The organism is Sulfurovum sp. UBA12169, from assembly GCA_002742845.1.
Taxonomy (GTDB): Bacteria; Campylobacterota; Campylobacteria; order Campylobacterales; family Sulfurovaceae; genus Sulfurovum.
Genome location: DLUH01000005.1, coordinates 63,406 through 78,258 on the forward strand (window position 1 = coordinate 63,406; position 14,853 = coordinate 78,258).

Annotated in this window: 13 protein-coding genes; 6 read left to right on the top strand and 7 right to left on the bottom strand. The window is 41.7% G+C overall.

Features of this window, described 5'->3' with window-relative positions; all coding sequences use genetic code 11:
- Positions 1-124: 124 nt before the first annotated feature.
- The 3 genes from CFH81_05245 to CFH81_05255 form a co-directional block, all read right to left on the bottom strand.
- Positions 125-493, bottom strand: a complete 369-nt coding sequence (locus tag CFH81_05245) for a hypothetical protein (protein DAB40431.1) — start codon at positions 491-493, stop codon at positions 125-127.
- Positions 494-991: 498 nt separating this feature from the next.
- Complete coding sequence (locus CFH81_05250; protein DAB39638.1) at positions 992-2,326, bottom strand: anion transporter; 1,335 nt, start codon at positions 2,324-2,326, stop codon at positions 992-994.
- 9 nt (positions 2,327-2,335) lie between these two features.
- Positions 2,336-3,448: a hypothetical protein gene (locus CFH81_05255; protein DAB39639.1), complete on the bottom strand. Its 1,113-nt coding sequence runs from the start codon at positions 3,446-3,448 to the stop codon at positions 2,336-2,338.
- A 308-nt stretch (positions 3,449-3,756) separates the two neighbouring features.
- Between CFH81_05255 and CFH81_05260 the strand changes: the two genes are divergently transcribed.
- Positions 3,757-4,191, top strand: coding sequence for a hypothetical protein (locus CFH81_05260; GenBank protein DAB39640.1), 435 nt, complete (start codon positions 3,757-3,759; stop codon positions 4,189-4,191).
- Between the two features lie 135 nt (positions 4,192-4,326).
- Here CFH81_05260 and CFH81_05265 read toward each other — a convergent pair whose 3' ends face one another.
- Positions 4,327-5,352 (bottom strand): ketol-acid reductoisomerase, encoded by a 1,026-nt coding sequence (locus CFH81_05265; GenBank protein ID DAB39641.1) that lies wholly within the window; start codon positions 5,350-5,352, stop codon positions 4,327-4,329.
- A 136-nt stretch (positions 5,353-5,488) separates the two neighbouring features.
- On the opposite strand from CFH81_05265, the gene CFH81_05270 reads away from it, so the two are divergent.
- Both CFH81_05270 and CFH81_05275 read left to right on the top strand, forming a co-directional pair.
- Positions 5,489-5,950 carry a hypothetical protein gene (locus CFH81_05270; GenBank protein ID DAB39642.1) on the top strand — a complete coding sequence of 154 codons (462 nt, stop codon included), beginning with the start codon at positions 5,489-5,491 and terminating at the stop codon, positions 5,948-5,950.
- A 12-nt stretch (positions 5,951-5,962) separates the two neighbouring features.
- Positions 5,963-6,820: a hypothetical protein gene (locus CFH81_05275; protein ID DAB39643.1), complete on the top strand. Its 858-nt coding sequence runs from the start codon at positions 5,963-5,965 to the stop codon at positions 6,818-6,820.
- Between the two features lie 18 nt (positions 6,821-6,838).
- Here CFH81_05275 and CFH81_05280 read toward each other — a convergent pair whose 3' ends face one another.
- Positions 6,839-7,474 carry a hypothetical protein gene (locus CFH81_05280; GenBank protein DAB39644.1) on the bottom strand — a complete coding sequence of 212 codons (636 nt, stop codon included), beginning with the start codon at positions 7,472-7,474 and terminating at the stop codon, positions 6,839-6,841.
- 116 nt (positions 7,475-7,590) lie between these two features.
- Here CFH81_05280 and CFH81_05285 point away from each other — a divergent pair, with 116 nt between their 5' ends.
- Both CFH81_05285 and CFH81_05290 read left to right on the top strand, forming a co-directional pair.
- Positions 7,591-8,421: a protease gene (locus CFH81_05285; GenBank protein DAB39645.1), complete on the top strand. Its 831-nt coding sequence runs from the start codon at positions 7,591-7,593 to the stop codon at positions 8,419-8,421.
- Between the two features lie 93 nt (positions 8,422-8,514).
- Positions 8,515-10,488, top strand: a complete 1,974-nt coding sequence (locus tag CFH81_05290; GenBank protein ID DAB39646.1) for a ribonuclease — start codon at positions 8,515-8,517, stop codon at positions 10,486-10,488.
- A 160-nt stretch (positions 10,489-10,648) separates the two neighbouring features.
- On the opposite strand, the gene CFH81_05295 is transcribed toward CFH81_05290, so the two are convergent.
- Both CFH81_05295 and CFH81_05300 read right to left on the bottom strand, forming a co-directional pair.
- A complete protein-coding gene (locus CFH81_05295) occupies positions 10,649-13,063 on the bottom strand; it encodes a hypothetical protein (protein ID DAB39647.1) in 2,415 nt (804 codons plus the stop codon).
- A 42-nt stretch (positions 13,064-13,105) separates the two neighbouring features.
- Positions 13,106-13,588 (bottom strand): hypothetical protein, encoded by a 483-nt coding sequence (locus CFH81_05300; protein DAB39648.1) that lies wholly within the window; start codon positions 13,586-13,588, stop codon positions 13,106-13,108.
- 148 nt (positions 13,589-13,736) lie between these two features.
- On the opposite strand from CFH81_05300, the gene CFH81_05305 reads away from it, so the two are divergent.
- Positions 13,737-14,714, top strand: a complete 978-nt coding sequence (locus CFH81_05305) for a DNA polymerase III subunit delta (GenBank protein DAB39649.1) — start codon at positions 13,737-13,739, stop codon at positions 14,712-14,714.
- Positions 14,715-14,853 lie beyond the last annotated feature (139 nt).

The window sequence follows — 14,853 nt, forward strand, 5'->3', positions numbered from 1 at the left end:
ACACTGCCGTGATCAAGTTGAATTTTATTCCTATTCTTGCCATTTGCTTGACAGAAACGGCATCCCCGGCTGCAGAGATTTGGCTGCAGAGGAGACAGAACAGTATCGTTTAAAATAAGAAAGCTTACGACGAGATCGAGATAGAAACACGATTGTAACCGTATCTGCGTACAAGGCTGTAAAGCTTGAAAGCGTTGTCAGGATGCAGCCTCACACAGCCATGGGACGCCTTGCGACCCAGACTCCTGACCCACTCCGTGCCGTGAATTGCAAAACCGTCTTTGAAAAAGACCGAGTAAGGCATCGGTGAATTGTAAAACTGCTTGGAGTAATGCATCTTTGCCGCGTGGTAAGGCTTAAACCTTCCAGTTGGCGTATAATACCCATCAGCAGCCGTAGAGACAAACCACGAATAGACCATCGTATCGCCCTTATAGATATTCATGATCTGGTCTGAGATATCGATCTTCACATGAATATCTCCATCTATCATCGGTATCCGGCATTCAAGTTCCGCCATGCAGCGGTCGCGCTCCAGATGTTTGGCAACAATTTTATCTTTATTGGCTTGTGCTCTTTTTGCTTTTTCCTGATACTCTGCGATCGTCTTCTCATACGCCTTGATACGGCCGTAGTTGAAGCGCTTCTGCTTTTCTGTTTCATACTGTTCTTTGAGTAACACTACCTGCTTTTTTGCAATAAATAGCTCCCTGTCTGCATTCATCAACTCGGTGCGGTCATCCTGGATGTTTGCCTGCAGCGATGTCATAAAGAAAAAAAGAATTAAAAATAACAAATGTTTCATACTTATTTTCACCCTTATATAAAATGCAGAATTATATAGTACGAATCATTTAAACTTAACCATAAATAGGAGCCTTTTTGTTAAAACGTACTATAAATTAAAAATATTAGCTTTTACGATATCACAAATAATCTGTTTGGTATAGTTTGAAGGGTTTCTGATTCCCGCGGTAGAGATTTTGGGTCATCAAATGATTCCTTTCCATATAAAATAGGCCGACAAGCAAAGCACGACTATACCGATCAAATTGAATTTTATTCCTGTTTTTGCCATCTGCTTGACAGTGATAATGTGCGAACTCATAATGATCGCATTGGGAGGTGTAGCGATGGGAAGCATGAAAGCATAACTTGCCTTAATGGTCACCGCCATCAGGAGGATCATGCCCTCTTCTTGGGGCATACTTTTGGCGAATTCATAAAAAACAGGAAGCGAAATAGATGTGAGTGCGGTATTGCTGGTCACCTCCGTAGCGAATGTGATAAAAAGTGTCACAAACACCAGCATCCAAAAAAAAGGAAATGTCAAAACAAATTCCAATTTGTGGGCTATATCTGCTGCCAATCCCGTAAATGAAAATGCTGCGGCAATGCTGAATCCTGCGCCAAAAAGAAAAATAATTTCGTAAGGAATTTTTTTGGTATCTTCCCAATCCAAAAAACCTATTTTAGGCACAAACATCAAAAGACCAAACCCAAGCAAAACCAACGTTTCATCCAATGCAATTCCAAACCGCTCTTTAGCGAATGCATTGCTCGCAAGCACCGCTCCAAGCACAATAATGACACCATAGAGTCTCTTTTGCGCACGGGTCAATACAGGAATATCATGTTTGACATCCTCAACAGACTCATTTTTTACTTCCCGAGAAAGTATCCATGGCACCAAAAACAGCATCACCCCTGCTACAGGAAACATAAGGAGCATCCACTTCCCAAAATTCAAAACAGGCAAAGCATGCTCCTGCAAAAACCCCATCAATATAAGATTTGGCGGGGTTCCTATAGGGGTTAAAATACCCCCTATGGTTGCTCCATAGGCAGTTGCAAGCAAAAACCGTATTTTCAATTTGATATTTTCACTCAAAAAAAGCGCTATGGGCATAAGCATTAATGTCACGGTGGTATTGGAAAGCACTGCGCTTAATAGTGCTGACGTGATTGCGAGCGCATAGATGATGCCCTGGGGTGTTTTCGGAAAAATATGCAGCAGTTTTGCTGAAAAATATATATGCAATTGTGTCTTTTCTATAGCAATCGCTACCATAAACCCGCCCAGAAAAAGAAAAATGATAGGATTGGCATAATTGTCTGCCACCGCACCACTATCCATTACACCAATCAAAGGAAAAAGAAGCAAGGGCAAAAGAGAAACTACCCCCAAAGGCAATGCCTCATTCGTCCAAAGAGTCACCAAAAATGCAACCACACCCAAGACCATAGCATGCTGCGGTGCAAATAGCGCCAGTGACGCGCTAAAAAATACCGTTCCGATCCCCAGCGCAATTCCTATCCCTCTCATTTTTTCACCTCACTCCTGAAACAATTCATCCACATACACCACATCCACTTCTTTTAAAATATCTTGAGCCTCTTTAAGGGCTTGCAGTGTCAGTGCGTGGGGATGCGCTATGGCGATAGCATGACCATTTTTCTTTGCGATTTTGACAGCCTGTCTTAACTGCTTTCGTATGGCATCTTTGTTTTGGATGTTGTCAAGAAACGTATCTCTGTAAATATAAAGATCTTTGTACGCATGTGCGATTTGACGAACTTTTGTTTTGGCGCTTGTTCGGCTATCTACAAATATAAACCCATTTTCTCTCAAAATAGGATACAGCACGCTCATCGCTTTTTCATTGGAAGTATACACGCTTCCCGTGTGGTTGTTAAGATATTTTGCCGCAGGAAAAAGTTTTCTGATCTCCTCTATCCTCTCACGAACCTTTTGCGGCGAATCATTCACTCTTAGTGTTTTGTGCATTTTATTCATTTGTGCACTCCCCGATTCCATAGGCAAATGCACCATGTAGTGTTTCAGATCATGAGCCAGAGTATGGCTTGTGGAAGAAAATTCGGAAGGAGGAAAAATAGAAGGTGTAAGCTTCGAGGGCAGCGATCGAATTTTATTGAGCTGCTGTGCATTGGAAACATCATCAATAATAATGGCAAGCCTGGCCTTCTTTGTCCGAGGCAACATTTTGACAGAAGAAGATGGAGTCAAGTTAGAATCATGGATACTCTTCTCAATAGAAGCAGCAGATCTCTCTTTTTTTTGAAATCCAATATCTTCCTCCAAAGTTTTGCCTTTTTGCTGCAATCTTTTTACTATGCTGTGATGTTCTTTTATGATCAATGCATCATCGGCTATCAAGGTACTATGATTTGTTTTTTCTGTTTTGGCCTCTTGTATTTTTACAATTTTAGGCGGGGACGCATGTTCGTCATTTTTATCATGCTGCCCCAAAAAATAGCCAAACACAACCATCATTATCACTATACCAACCCCTCCGATAACTCCCAAATGCATTTTCCATTTATTTTTTTTGGCTTTGGCGGACCTTCTGTTTGTTGCTTTTTCAGCGGATACTCTTTTATTGTTTCGTATTGAATTGCCGCTTGATTTTTTAGAGGGCGCTGCCATAGATCCTGCCGTTTTTGAATTTGATGCATTCTAACACAATATCACTTCGCAAAATGAATAATTTATCGTAAAACTTGAACATCGTAAGTATTTTTAGGTTCCCAAGGGAAAGCAAACTGTTTTGGCTTGTCATAAAAATAATACCTTTTTCATCTTTTGAACAGTCTATTGACAAACTTAAATGGCTTTAAAATTTTTAACTTGATTTACATCAATAAAAAAACTTAAAAAATATGCTATAACAATCTTGTATTTTCTATAATTTTAAATTATAAACATTTTAAATTACTTAAAGAGAGGGAGTAAAAATGTTCTTTGATCTTTTTTCTTCAAAAAATAAAAAAATTGTAAAGCGTTGGATGAAAGAACATGAAGAGATTGTTACCTTGGCACATAAGATCATAGCTGCCTATTCTAGCAACAATCATATTTTGGCAAAAAAAGAGTTGATTTCACTGAACAATACAGCGGTCAATCATCTTATGAATGAAGATATTGAACTTTATAAGCTTCTAAAAAAACGTAATGACATGCACCATAAAATTGAAAGCGATATCAAAAAATTTAAAGAAAACTTTTCAGAAACAAAGATAAATCTGATGAAATTTTTGACATATTATTCCAAAGCAGAAACGCCGCTTGATGAAAGTTTTTTCGATCAATTCAACAGCTTGGTGGGCATCCTGGGAGAAAGAATTGATTTTGAAGAAAACAATCTCTATCAAAAGCTTGAAGCTATTTAGCAACCTGCACAAGATAGATTTTTTATTAAAAATTTCCAAAAAATACTAACGTAAGATATATAAATTTATTGATTTACTGCGAGATAAACATGCTGTGTCCCTCTTTTTAAGAGGGGCACAAAATACAAATAAGACTTAGTTTTCGTCTTGTTTTACAATTTTGTTGGCTTTGATCCATGGCATCATGCCGCGAAGTCTTTCCCCTGTTTTTTCAAGTTTTGACGCCTTAAGATTGTTTCTTTCTGCATTCATTCTTGGGTAGCCTGCCTGGCCCTCAAGAACGAAATCTTTAGCAAACTGTCCGTTTTGGATCTCTTTAAGGATCTGTCTCATGGCTTTTTTAGACTCTTCGTTAATGACTCTTGGGCCAGAAACCATATCCCCGTATTCTGCTGTGTTGGAAATAGAGTATCTCATATCCGCGATACCGCCTTCGAAAATAAGATCAACGATCAATTTCATTTCGTGAAGACACTCAAAGTATGCCATCTCAGCAGGATATCCCGCTTCTGTCAATGTTTCAAAACCGGCCTGGATGAGCGCAGATACACCGCCGCAAAGTACTGCCTGCTCACCAAAAAGGTCTGTTTCTGTCTCATCTTTAAAGGTTGTTTCAATGATACCTGTTCTGCCACCGCCGATTGCAGACGCATAAGAAAGCGCCAATTCTTTGGTTGCATTGCTCGGATTTTGACCTATAGCGATAAGATCAGGGATCCCGCCGCCTCTTACGAATTCACTTCTTACCGTATGGCCCGGTGCTTTTGGCGCCACCATCATAACATTGACGTCTGCTCTTGGCTGGATACGGCCATAGTGGATCGCAAAACCGTGACCGAAGGCAATCGTTGCGCCCTGCTTAAGATTCGGTTCGATTTGTGCTTCGTAAATCTCTTTTTGGTTTTCATCCGGAAGAAGAATCATCACCACATCACCTTTTGCCGAAGCTTCTTCTACAGTAAGTACTTCAAAACCTTTTGCTTCGGCTTTTGCCCATGATTTTCCGCCTTTTTTAAGGCCGATGACTACATTTACACCGCTGTCTCTGAGGTTTTCTGCGTGCGCATGCCCTTGGCTGCCAAAACCGATCATCGCTACGGTTTTTGATTGAATGATATTTAAATCACAATCTTTGTCATAATATACATTTAAATGTTCCATCATATTTCCTTACATGTAGTAAAATTTTCGCGATTATACCCAAATATTTCTTATGGTCTTGATTTTAAGCAGATTTTTTAGCAGATTGCATGGTTTATGCTATAATAGTTTGACACCATTCAAAGGAGAACGCGGGATGATAACTTTTCTAAATGAAACTGTTTTGTGGTGGCATTGGATAATTTTGGGGATTGTTTTGTTGATCGCGGAGATCACGGCAGGTACGTTTTTTATGCTGGGGCTAGGTATCGCCGCCATCATTACCGGAGGCATAGATCTGCTGTTTGAAACCTCATTTACCGCAGAACTTTTTATCTGGATAGCACTCTGTCTGATAAGTATTGCTGCATGGTTTACATGGGTGAAAGAAAAAACAATCACGCAAAGCGGGCAATCCAACTACAGACTCGACACTCTCGGAACAGTCACACAAGAGATCAAACCCCACAGCAGAGGAAAGGTTCTTTTTGATGCCCCGGTATTAGGAAATTCAACCTGGCATGCTACGGCAAAAACAAATATAGCCAAAGAAACACGTGTCAAAATTGTAGAGATCAACGGACAGCTCATAGAGGTTGCGCCGTATTATTTATCATAAAGGAGATACACAATGGAAGTACTTAATATAGTCATTATTTTAGCAATCGCCGTTATTTATACGCTCTACAAAGGAGTCAATATCGTCCCCCAAGGCGAAGAGTGGGTGGTCGAGCGGCTTGGCAAATTTACACGCACGCTTACTCCGGGCTTAAATCTTATCGTCCCCTATATCGAAGCGGTTCGCCAAAAAATTTCTACCAGAGATATCATACTGGATATCCCGCAACAAGAGGTGATCACCAAAGACAATGCTGTTATCTTGACCAATGCGGTCACCTTCATTCGCGTCACCAACCCCAGAGACGCGATTTATGGTATTGAGGATTTCAGGCTGGCCATCCAGCAGCTCGTGATGACAACGCTGCGCTCCATCCTCGGAGAGATGTCGCTTGATGATGCACTTTCCAATCGCGATCAAATTAAAACCAAACTAAAAGATCAGATTATTGATGATGTTGCCGACTGGGGTGTTACAGTTAAATCCGTAGAAATACAAGATATCTCGCCAAGTGCTTCTATGCAGCACGCAATGGAACAGCAAGCCGCTGCCGAAAGAGAAAGAAGGGCCGTGGAAACTATGGCGGAAGGAAACAAAAATGCTGCCATCTTAGAAGCTGACGGAAAACTGGAAGCGGCCAAAAGAGAAGCACAGGCACAAATCGCCCTTGCCAATGCTTCAGGAGAAGCGATTAACATCATTTCTCAAAACATTCAAGACAAAGAGCTGCCGGCTATGTTCTTGCTTGGAGACAGATATATCACTTCTCTTGAAAAAATAAGCAAAAGCCAAAATTCCAAATTTGTCATTTATCCTGCGGATCTGCAAGGAGCCATCAAAGGCATGCTTGGCAATGTTTTCAAGCAATAAGCCGCCCTGCTTTTAGGGCTACTTGGAGAAATGCTGATAGTCTTTTTCGCCCACAAACTCCCCTCCCCACTTCCATCCGTACTTCTTGAAGATCTTAGTGGCAGGGTCATCCCTAAGAAGCAAGGCGCTATCTTGGGGTGTCGCATTTTGATGTTTTCTTGTTTTATAGCTTAAAGAGGCCTTATGGGAGATATATCCGGCGGTTGAGATATAAGGATTTTCGAGAGGATTGATGTCTATTGCTTTCCCGTAAGTATGCCTGGACCACCTTTTGGTTCCTGCTACATTGCGGCAATTAAATGCCGAAGTGTTGTCTGCCTCTATCGAATGCCAGTCGCTCCCCCCAAAATCACTGACCAAACGCATCTGCCTTATAGGATATTTTTCTTGATAAAGTGCTTCAAATATTCCGATGACCTCTTTTGCAATCTCTTTGTGCACAATCAATTCCCCCGTACGGCTTTTCCCATAAAAATCCCAATGAGTTAAACGAATATAGCGCAAATCTTTAAGCGCAACCGGACATCCTTTGCGCCATGAATTCCCTTCGGTCATACGCTTTTGGATCTGAGGCGTAATCGGGATTATTTTTGCGTTAAATTGAGCAAAAAGTGTCGCAGAAAACACTACAAATATTCCGATACTTTTTTGCATGGATTTGCCTCTTTTTTTATAAAGTATACCATAGTGCGATTTACCTTTGATTTACATTCAACTGCAATATTATGATAAAATTTCATAAAGAACATCGACAACAAAAAAGGAATAAAATGGAACAGTTAAAAACATATGCCTTAATGGTAGGGCTCACTCTCCTTTTTATCTGGTTTGGGGGAATGATTGCAGGAAAAACAGGGATGATCATCGCATTTGTAGTTGCCGCAGGGATGAACTTTTATGCCTATTACTATAGCGACACACACGTGCTTAAGCATTATCATGCCATTCCCGTAGATGCAAATTCGGCTTCAGGACTCTATACGATCGTGAAAAGGCTGACAGCCCGCGCCAATCTTCCTATGCCCTCTTTATACATCATTCCGGATAATGTACCCAATGCTTTTGCCACAGGAAGAGATTATGAACACGCGGCTGTTGCCGTCACGGAAGGACTCCTCAATCTTCTTACCGAAGAAGAAGTTGAAGCTGTCATCGCACATGAATTAAGCCATATTAAACATTATGACATGCTCATCGGCACCATCGCCGCCACACTTGCAGGAGCCATTGCGATGCTGGCAAATTTTGGAATGTTTTTTGGCGGGGGAGATAAAGACAGGCCCAACCCTATCGTGACAATAGCCCTGATGTTCATCATGCCTTTAGCAGCAAGCGTCATCCAAATGACCGTCAGTCGCAACAGAGAATATATGGCAGATGAAGGTTCAGCGCGCATGACAGGACATCCCGAGTGGCTCCAGAATGCACTGAAGAAGCTAGACAGCTACGCCCGGGGGCACATGATGCACGATGCCGATCCCCAAACAGCGCATATGTTCATCATTAACCCTTTTACAGGCAAAGACTTCTCTCTTAGACAGCTCTTCAGTACTCACCCGAGCACCGAACAGAGAATTGAAAGACTTGAAGCCCTCAAATAAAATCTGTGATATAATTCACATTATGAGAAAACAGATAAAATTATTCATTGAGTGCTATTTATTGGTACATACCTCAGCAAGGGGTATGTAATCATGTCTCCTTTTGTTATACAGCTTATAAATGGATGTTTCGTTTCGGATATTGAAGAGGAAAATCAAAATACTTTTCAGGCATTGCAAAAAATGGGTGTCGTCGAAGAGAGAGACGGACTTTGGAAAATCGGAAGTCTTTACCGTGCAGGACGTCTTTATATGGGCAAAGACGGGCGAGGATATGTAGAGGCGGAGTTTAAAGAACAAAAAGATTTGCTTGTTGAGCCTGATCAGTTAGGCAAAGCCAAACATGGCGATGTGGTTGTAGCCAAGCGCATCATAGCCAAACGCGGACGCGCAAGCGGAAAAGTGATAATGGTCATAGAAAAGGCCTATCTTTACACTATTGCCTACACCGACAAAGACGCTATGGGTAATTTTCAAATCCTCAATATCCGTACAGGCGAACCCACAAATGCCATTATGGCAGGGATGGATCTTAAGGCATTTCATCTGGGCACGGTATTTAAAATCGATGTGGATGATGACAAAGTTATCGAAGTATTGGGTAACCTAAAAGATCCGAAAGTCGATGAAAAGATCTCTCTCGCTCTTTTTGACCGCCAAGACGAATTTCCGCCCGAATGCACGCACCAGGCTAAAGAGGTCGAATCAAAAGTTCACAAAGAAGAACATGCAGACCGCATCGATCTGACTCATCTTGACTTTTGCACTATCGATCCCGTAACCGCAAAAGATTTTGATGACGCAATCTATTTTGACCTTGAAAATTTTATCCTTTATGTTGCCATAGCCGATGTAAGCCACTACGTACCTTTTTTCACGCCCATCGACAAAGAAGCCAAAAAAAGAGGCTTTACCACTTATCTTCCTCACAAAGCCTTCCCTATGCTTCCGCGCGAACTGAGCGAAAACATCTGTTCGCTCAAACCACAGGTAGACAGGTTGGCATTTGTATCAAAGATTCAATTGGACAAACATACGCTCAAGCCGCTCCAAGAAGAATTTTTTGAAGCCATTATCCACTCCAAACACCGTTTCAATTATGATGAAGTTGATACTATCATCAAGACAAACGGCCAAGGTGCGGGAGGTACCGTTGAAAAGATCCTAACTTATCTTCTTCCGCTTCAAAAAATCACTCAAAAACTGCACAAAGAGCGCATCAAGCAAGGGTTTGACTTCAGAAGCGAAGAGATCAAGCTGACTATCGATGCAAGCCATCTTCTTGTCAGCACCCAAACCGAAACAGGCACCCCTTCACATTCGCTCATCGAAGAATGTATGCTTCTTGCCAACCAAGCCGCAGCAAAACGTTTTGAGGGGGAGGGAGACAGTATTTTCAGGATCCACGAACCTCCGCAGCTGGCAAAGATGGAAACGCTATTGAGCGAACTTGCCGCGATTGGGCTTTATGTCGAATCCTACGAAGACAGCCCTTCTCTAATCCGCGCGATCCAAAAAGAAGCCGGGAAGATGAACCTTTCCTCCGAAGTCGATGCACTCCTTATCAAATCGATGAAGCAGGCGAGCTATGCTGCTTACAATGTCGGACATTTCGGTCTGGGATTTAGCCATTACAGCCACTTTACTTCTCCGATCCGGCGCTATTCTGACCTGATTTTGCATCGTCTTATCAAGACGCAGCTTAAAAACGATGCACAAGAAGCAGAATATCTACTGCGAAACATCGAACCGCTTTGCGCCAGAGTCAGCGAACTTGAACGCGAAGAGGTCAAAGCCGAATGGGATTTTCGAGACCGCAAATTCGCCAGATGGGCAGCGATGAAGATCGGTGAGGAATTTGAGGCAGAAATCGTCGAAATCAGCGACAATAACGACGCCAAAGCGGTACTCAAAGGCGATATTCAAGGGGTCAGCGTACATTTAAGAGGGGATCACGTGATGCTGTTTGACAGGATCAAAGTGCGTATCAATGAAGCAAATATCCCGCAAGCGGTGATCATGGCGGAATTTGTGGAGAAACTGAGCAAAGAGGCAACAGAGCTTTAGCCCTAAAGGCCCTCTATCAACATAACTGTGCAGATCCTAAAAATAGCGTTGCATGCGTATCTCTTGCTCTCATGCTCCTGCGTGGGGATGGATGCTGCAACGATAACCTGAAATAACATCCCCATGCAGACCGTGGAAATAAAAGAAAATCATTATTGATTTATCTATTAACATCCTCCACAATTTTTATCTCATCATCACTTAGTCCGTAGAGTTCATAAACCATTTTGTCTATCTCTTTTTCACACTCGATTACTCTGTTTTCAAATGCCTCAATCTCTTTTTTGAGTTTGATTTCTCGCTCAAAATTGTCGGCTTTTACAGCTTCATCAAGGAGCACTTTATATTCTTTTATTTTTGGTTTAGTTTCTAAAATCTCATCAACAAGTTTTATAAATGGTGTTTCATTCTCTGCTATGGCTATAGGTAAAAGTTCGAGTTTATATTTTTTCCACAATATCGTACCCTGTCCTGTCGTCACGGATATTTTAGAAAAATACCATTCTGAGAGTTTTGAATTGAGAATTGCAAGCAAATATTTTGGTTTTTCACCCGTCATAATAAAAATTTTGTCATTCCCATAAAGGTTACTTTCTTCATAGGCAAAATTTGGCTTATCCGATATTTCACCCCAAACAATTTTTGGTTTTTCAAAATCTGACAAATAAGCACAATTGCGCAAGTTATAGGGTGTTTTACCTTTATCATATCGCTTAACAATTTTTTCATAATAGTTATCCAAATGCTCTTTTATTGCAGGATAATTTTCAATATCTATAGGGGGATTATTATGTACATTAATTAACCATTGTCCAGCCCAATCGATTGCATATCTGTAGACATCTCGACCACGTAACATTGGCTTGATAATCTCGGCTGATTTTGAGTCACGAGCAACCAGCTCATCTCTTTTTGCAGTATCAATAATGAACGCTTCGTTAAAACCCGTTTTGATACCGTAATTGATAGATACATTCCACTCTTTAAGAGGCTTTCCTATCTTTTCTATGCGCTTCATCAACAATTCTTCGCCGTTATCGCCCTTGCTGTTCTCGATCGCATCGATGATGCTATCAACGCTTGCATCTTGGGTGGTGAAGTTTCGGATGTTGGTGATGGTGATGCTTTCGTCATTCCCGTGAAGACGGGAATCTAGCTGGATACCCGCCTGCGCGGGTATGACGGAGGGATAACGGATAGCACTTACGATACAACTCTCTACCGTCGCATCTTCAAAAAGTTGTGTCCCTACAAAATTTAAGACTTCTGTCTGAGCATTTTTCTCTAAAAATCTCTTGAGCGGTTCTCCGTATTTGGTTTTTAGCCAACTGTTTGAAACAATAAATGAAAAATATTTCCCCTCAGCAGTTAGGCGTAATCCTTTTTCAATAAACAACGCCAATATGTCTCCCGTTTTTTCAAAGACTTCAAATCCTGCATTAGCGTAATTTATATCTTTGATTTTGTTGAGAGCTACATACGGCGGATTGCCAATCACCACATCAAAACTTCCCTCATCAAACGGCATAGCCAAAAGTGAGTTTGCACAAACTATCTTATCGCTCAAATTTGTAAGCGTTCTGCCTCTGTGGGCGGTGCGTAGCCACAAGCTCAGTCTTGCTATCTCAACGGCATCTTCGTTTATGTCCACGCCGTAAAGGTTGTGTTCTAGTATGCTTGTCTCTATCTCATAGCCGATGGTAAGGTCGCCAAATGGCAGGAGCATATCTCTGGTAACCGTGTGTTCATGTATGAGAAACTCTAAGGCTTGGTTTAAAAATGCACCGCTTCCGCATGCGGGGTCTAGGATTTTTAGGTTTGTCAGCCACTCACGGTAGGAGAGGAGATTTTCTTTATATGTTAGTTCTGCTTTTGTTGGTTTTTTTGGGTTTATGGGCGAGGTTAAAACCTCGCTTCCGATGCCTAACTCTGCTTTTTTATCTTCGCAGAGTTTGCCGAGTGTGTTTTGGACGATGTAGCGGGTGATGTACTCGGGAGTGTAAAAAACTCCGTCTTTTTTGCGTTTACTTTTTTTCTTGTCAAAGTCGGTGTCGTTTATGGAGGCGTTTAGCTCTTCTAAGTCCGTCAAGCTCTGCTCAAAGATATGCCCTAAAATATTTACGCCCACTTCGCTCTCAAAATCGTAGTCGCTGAGCTTTTGCGCTTCCATGTCGAGGCACTCATCATCGATGATGAGGCTCTCCAAAAGCGCATCGGGAGCAAAAAGTCCGCCGTTGTATCTGGGGATGCTTAACTTTTCGTTGCCGCTGCTGATGGCATCGAAGTAGATTTTGTAGTAGCCGTACATCGGATTGCCCATGATGTCTCCGGCGTGGCGGGTGCGTATCTCTTTGATGGTATTGGGGTTTAAAAGCCCTCTGTCTTCTGCAAAGAGTATAAAGATGATGCGGTCGCAGAGTTTTTGGGTGAGGCGCAGGAGGGTGGATTTGTCCGTCTCGTTGTTTTTGACGATATTTTCAAAAAGCCGGTTTCGAAACGCACTAAAATCTTTGTAAAGCTCTTTGGATATCTGCTGTTCAAACGTGGTCGATTTCTCTTTGAGTTGGAGCGGCACGTCTTCTTTGATGCTCTCATGGCTGAGGATAAGATGAAGCTTTTAAAACCCTTCATAATCAAGCGTAAAAAGGTGAAATTTCTCATAAGCCGTGGCTTTTTCTATGTAAAAACGAAGCTCATCAAAGTTTGATACGATCACATAGCGGGCGTTGGCATTTGAAACCAAATATCCAAACGCTTGGTCGACAGCTTTGTCAAGATTTTTGGTATCTTGAGCCTTGAGCTCTATGACCCCCACAACTTTACCATCGACAAATATAGCCCCGTCGGCTTTTTTGCTGTCCGTTTCGTTTTTCTTTTCTCTCTCAAGATTGAAGTTTTGCGGGTTTGTATTGTCTAGCGTATAGCCCAGACACTCTTCAAAGATGTCATGCAAAAAGCCGTCTTGATACTTCTCTTCTTTGACGGTTTTGATAAAATCCATTTTGGCTTTATACGCTTGAAGTTTTGCCCATCGCAATGCCACTACACTTTCATCTTGGCTGAAACGTTTTACTACTGATTGTTGAAATATACCTGACACTTAAATCCCTATTGCTTACGGTGTGCGTTTATTATACCCTCAAAGATCATAATGTACTCTTTTGTAATGCACATCATTGCAGACCAAAAGAGCCTCATACTTCAGATATGCTACACTGTCATATAAATTTACAAAAAGAAAAAGCCGGATGTACCAAAAAGAATTTGATCTTAAACTCAAAACCTCATTGCCAAAAGCCGTACTTTTTTACGGCGAAAACGAGTATGCTCTCGATCGTTATCTGGACTTTTATATCCAAAAACTCGATGCAAGAGAGAGTATGCTTGCGCTTTATTTTGATGAGTGGGATTTTGGGCAGGCAAAGGCGTTTCTCTCCCAAACTTCTCTTTTTGGCGGAACCAATCTGCTCATCGTCAAACACGACAAGAAGATCCCAAAAAAAGAGCTCGATACCCTTGTGGAGCTTGCCAACAAAAACAGTGACAACTATTTTCTTCATGTATTTAGCGGTACGGACAAAGAGGCCAGGGATGTGCAAAGCTCTTTTAGCGACAAAAGCGGCGGCGTGTGGGTCCGTTTTTTTGTGCCAAACCTTCGCGAAGGTATAGCGGCACTCGAACAAAAGGCGCGCGAACTGCATCTAGATATCGATACCTTTGCCCTGCAGCATCTTTTGGCGCTGCTTCACAACAATCTTGCGCTTTGCGCGAACGAATTGGAAAAACTTGCTATTTTGGGCACCAAGATAACCAGCAAGGATATCGACAGGCTGGTCTACTCGACTGCACCCTTGGCGATCGAGGAGCTGCTCATTGATCTCTTTAACAAAAAACCCGTCACAGCCACGATCACCAAACTGCTTGAACTGGGAGAAGATGAGTTTGCTATCCTGCGTGCAACACAGTATTTTGTCAATCAGATCTTTTTGTTTCATGCCTATATCAAGCTGCACGGCACTGTCGATTCGTATCAAATACTCGGCTACAAACTCCCTAAGCCTATCGAAGAACAAAAAGCCGCGCTGGCACTGCGTATCAAATCTGCTGTTTTATTAAAAATCTTTGAACATCTCTTAGAAAGCGAGATTGCGATGAAAAAAGCACCCCCTTCTCAAAAAGAAGGATTGCTTTACGGCATACTGATCAGATTGCAGGGGTATTTGTAAAATTTTACGAAAATTCGCTGTGAAATGATCACGGGCAAACATAGCATCGGCTGATTTGAGAACCTTTCTGTTTTCCCCGATTACCCGGCATACAAAAACTTATAAAAAATTAAGTGGGATTATGATAATATAATGTTTC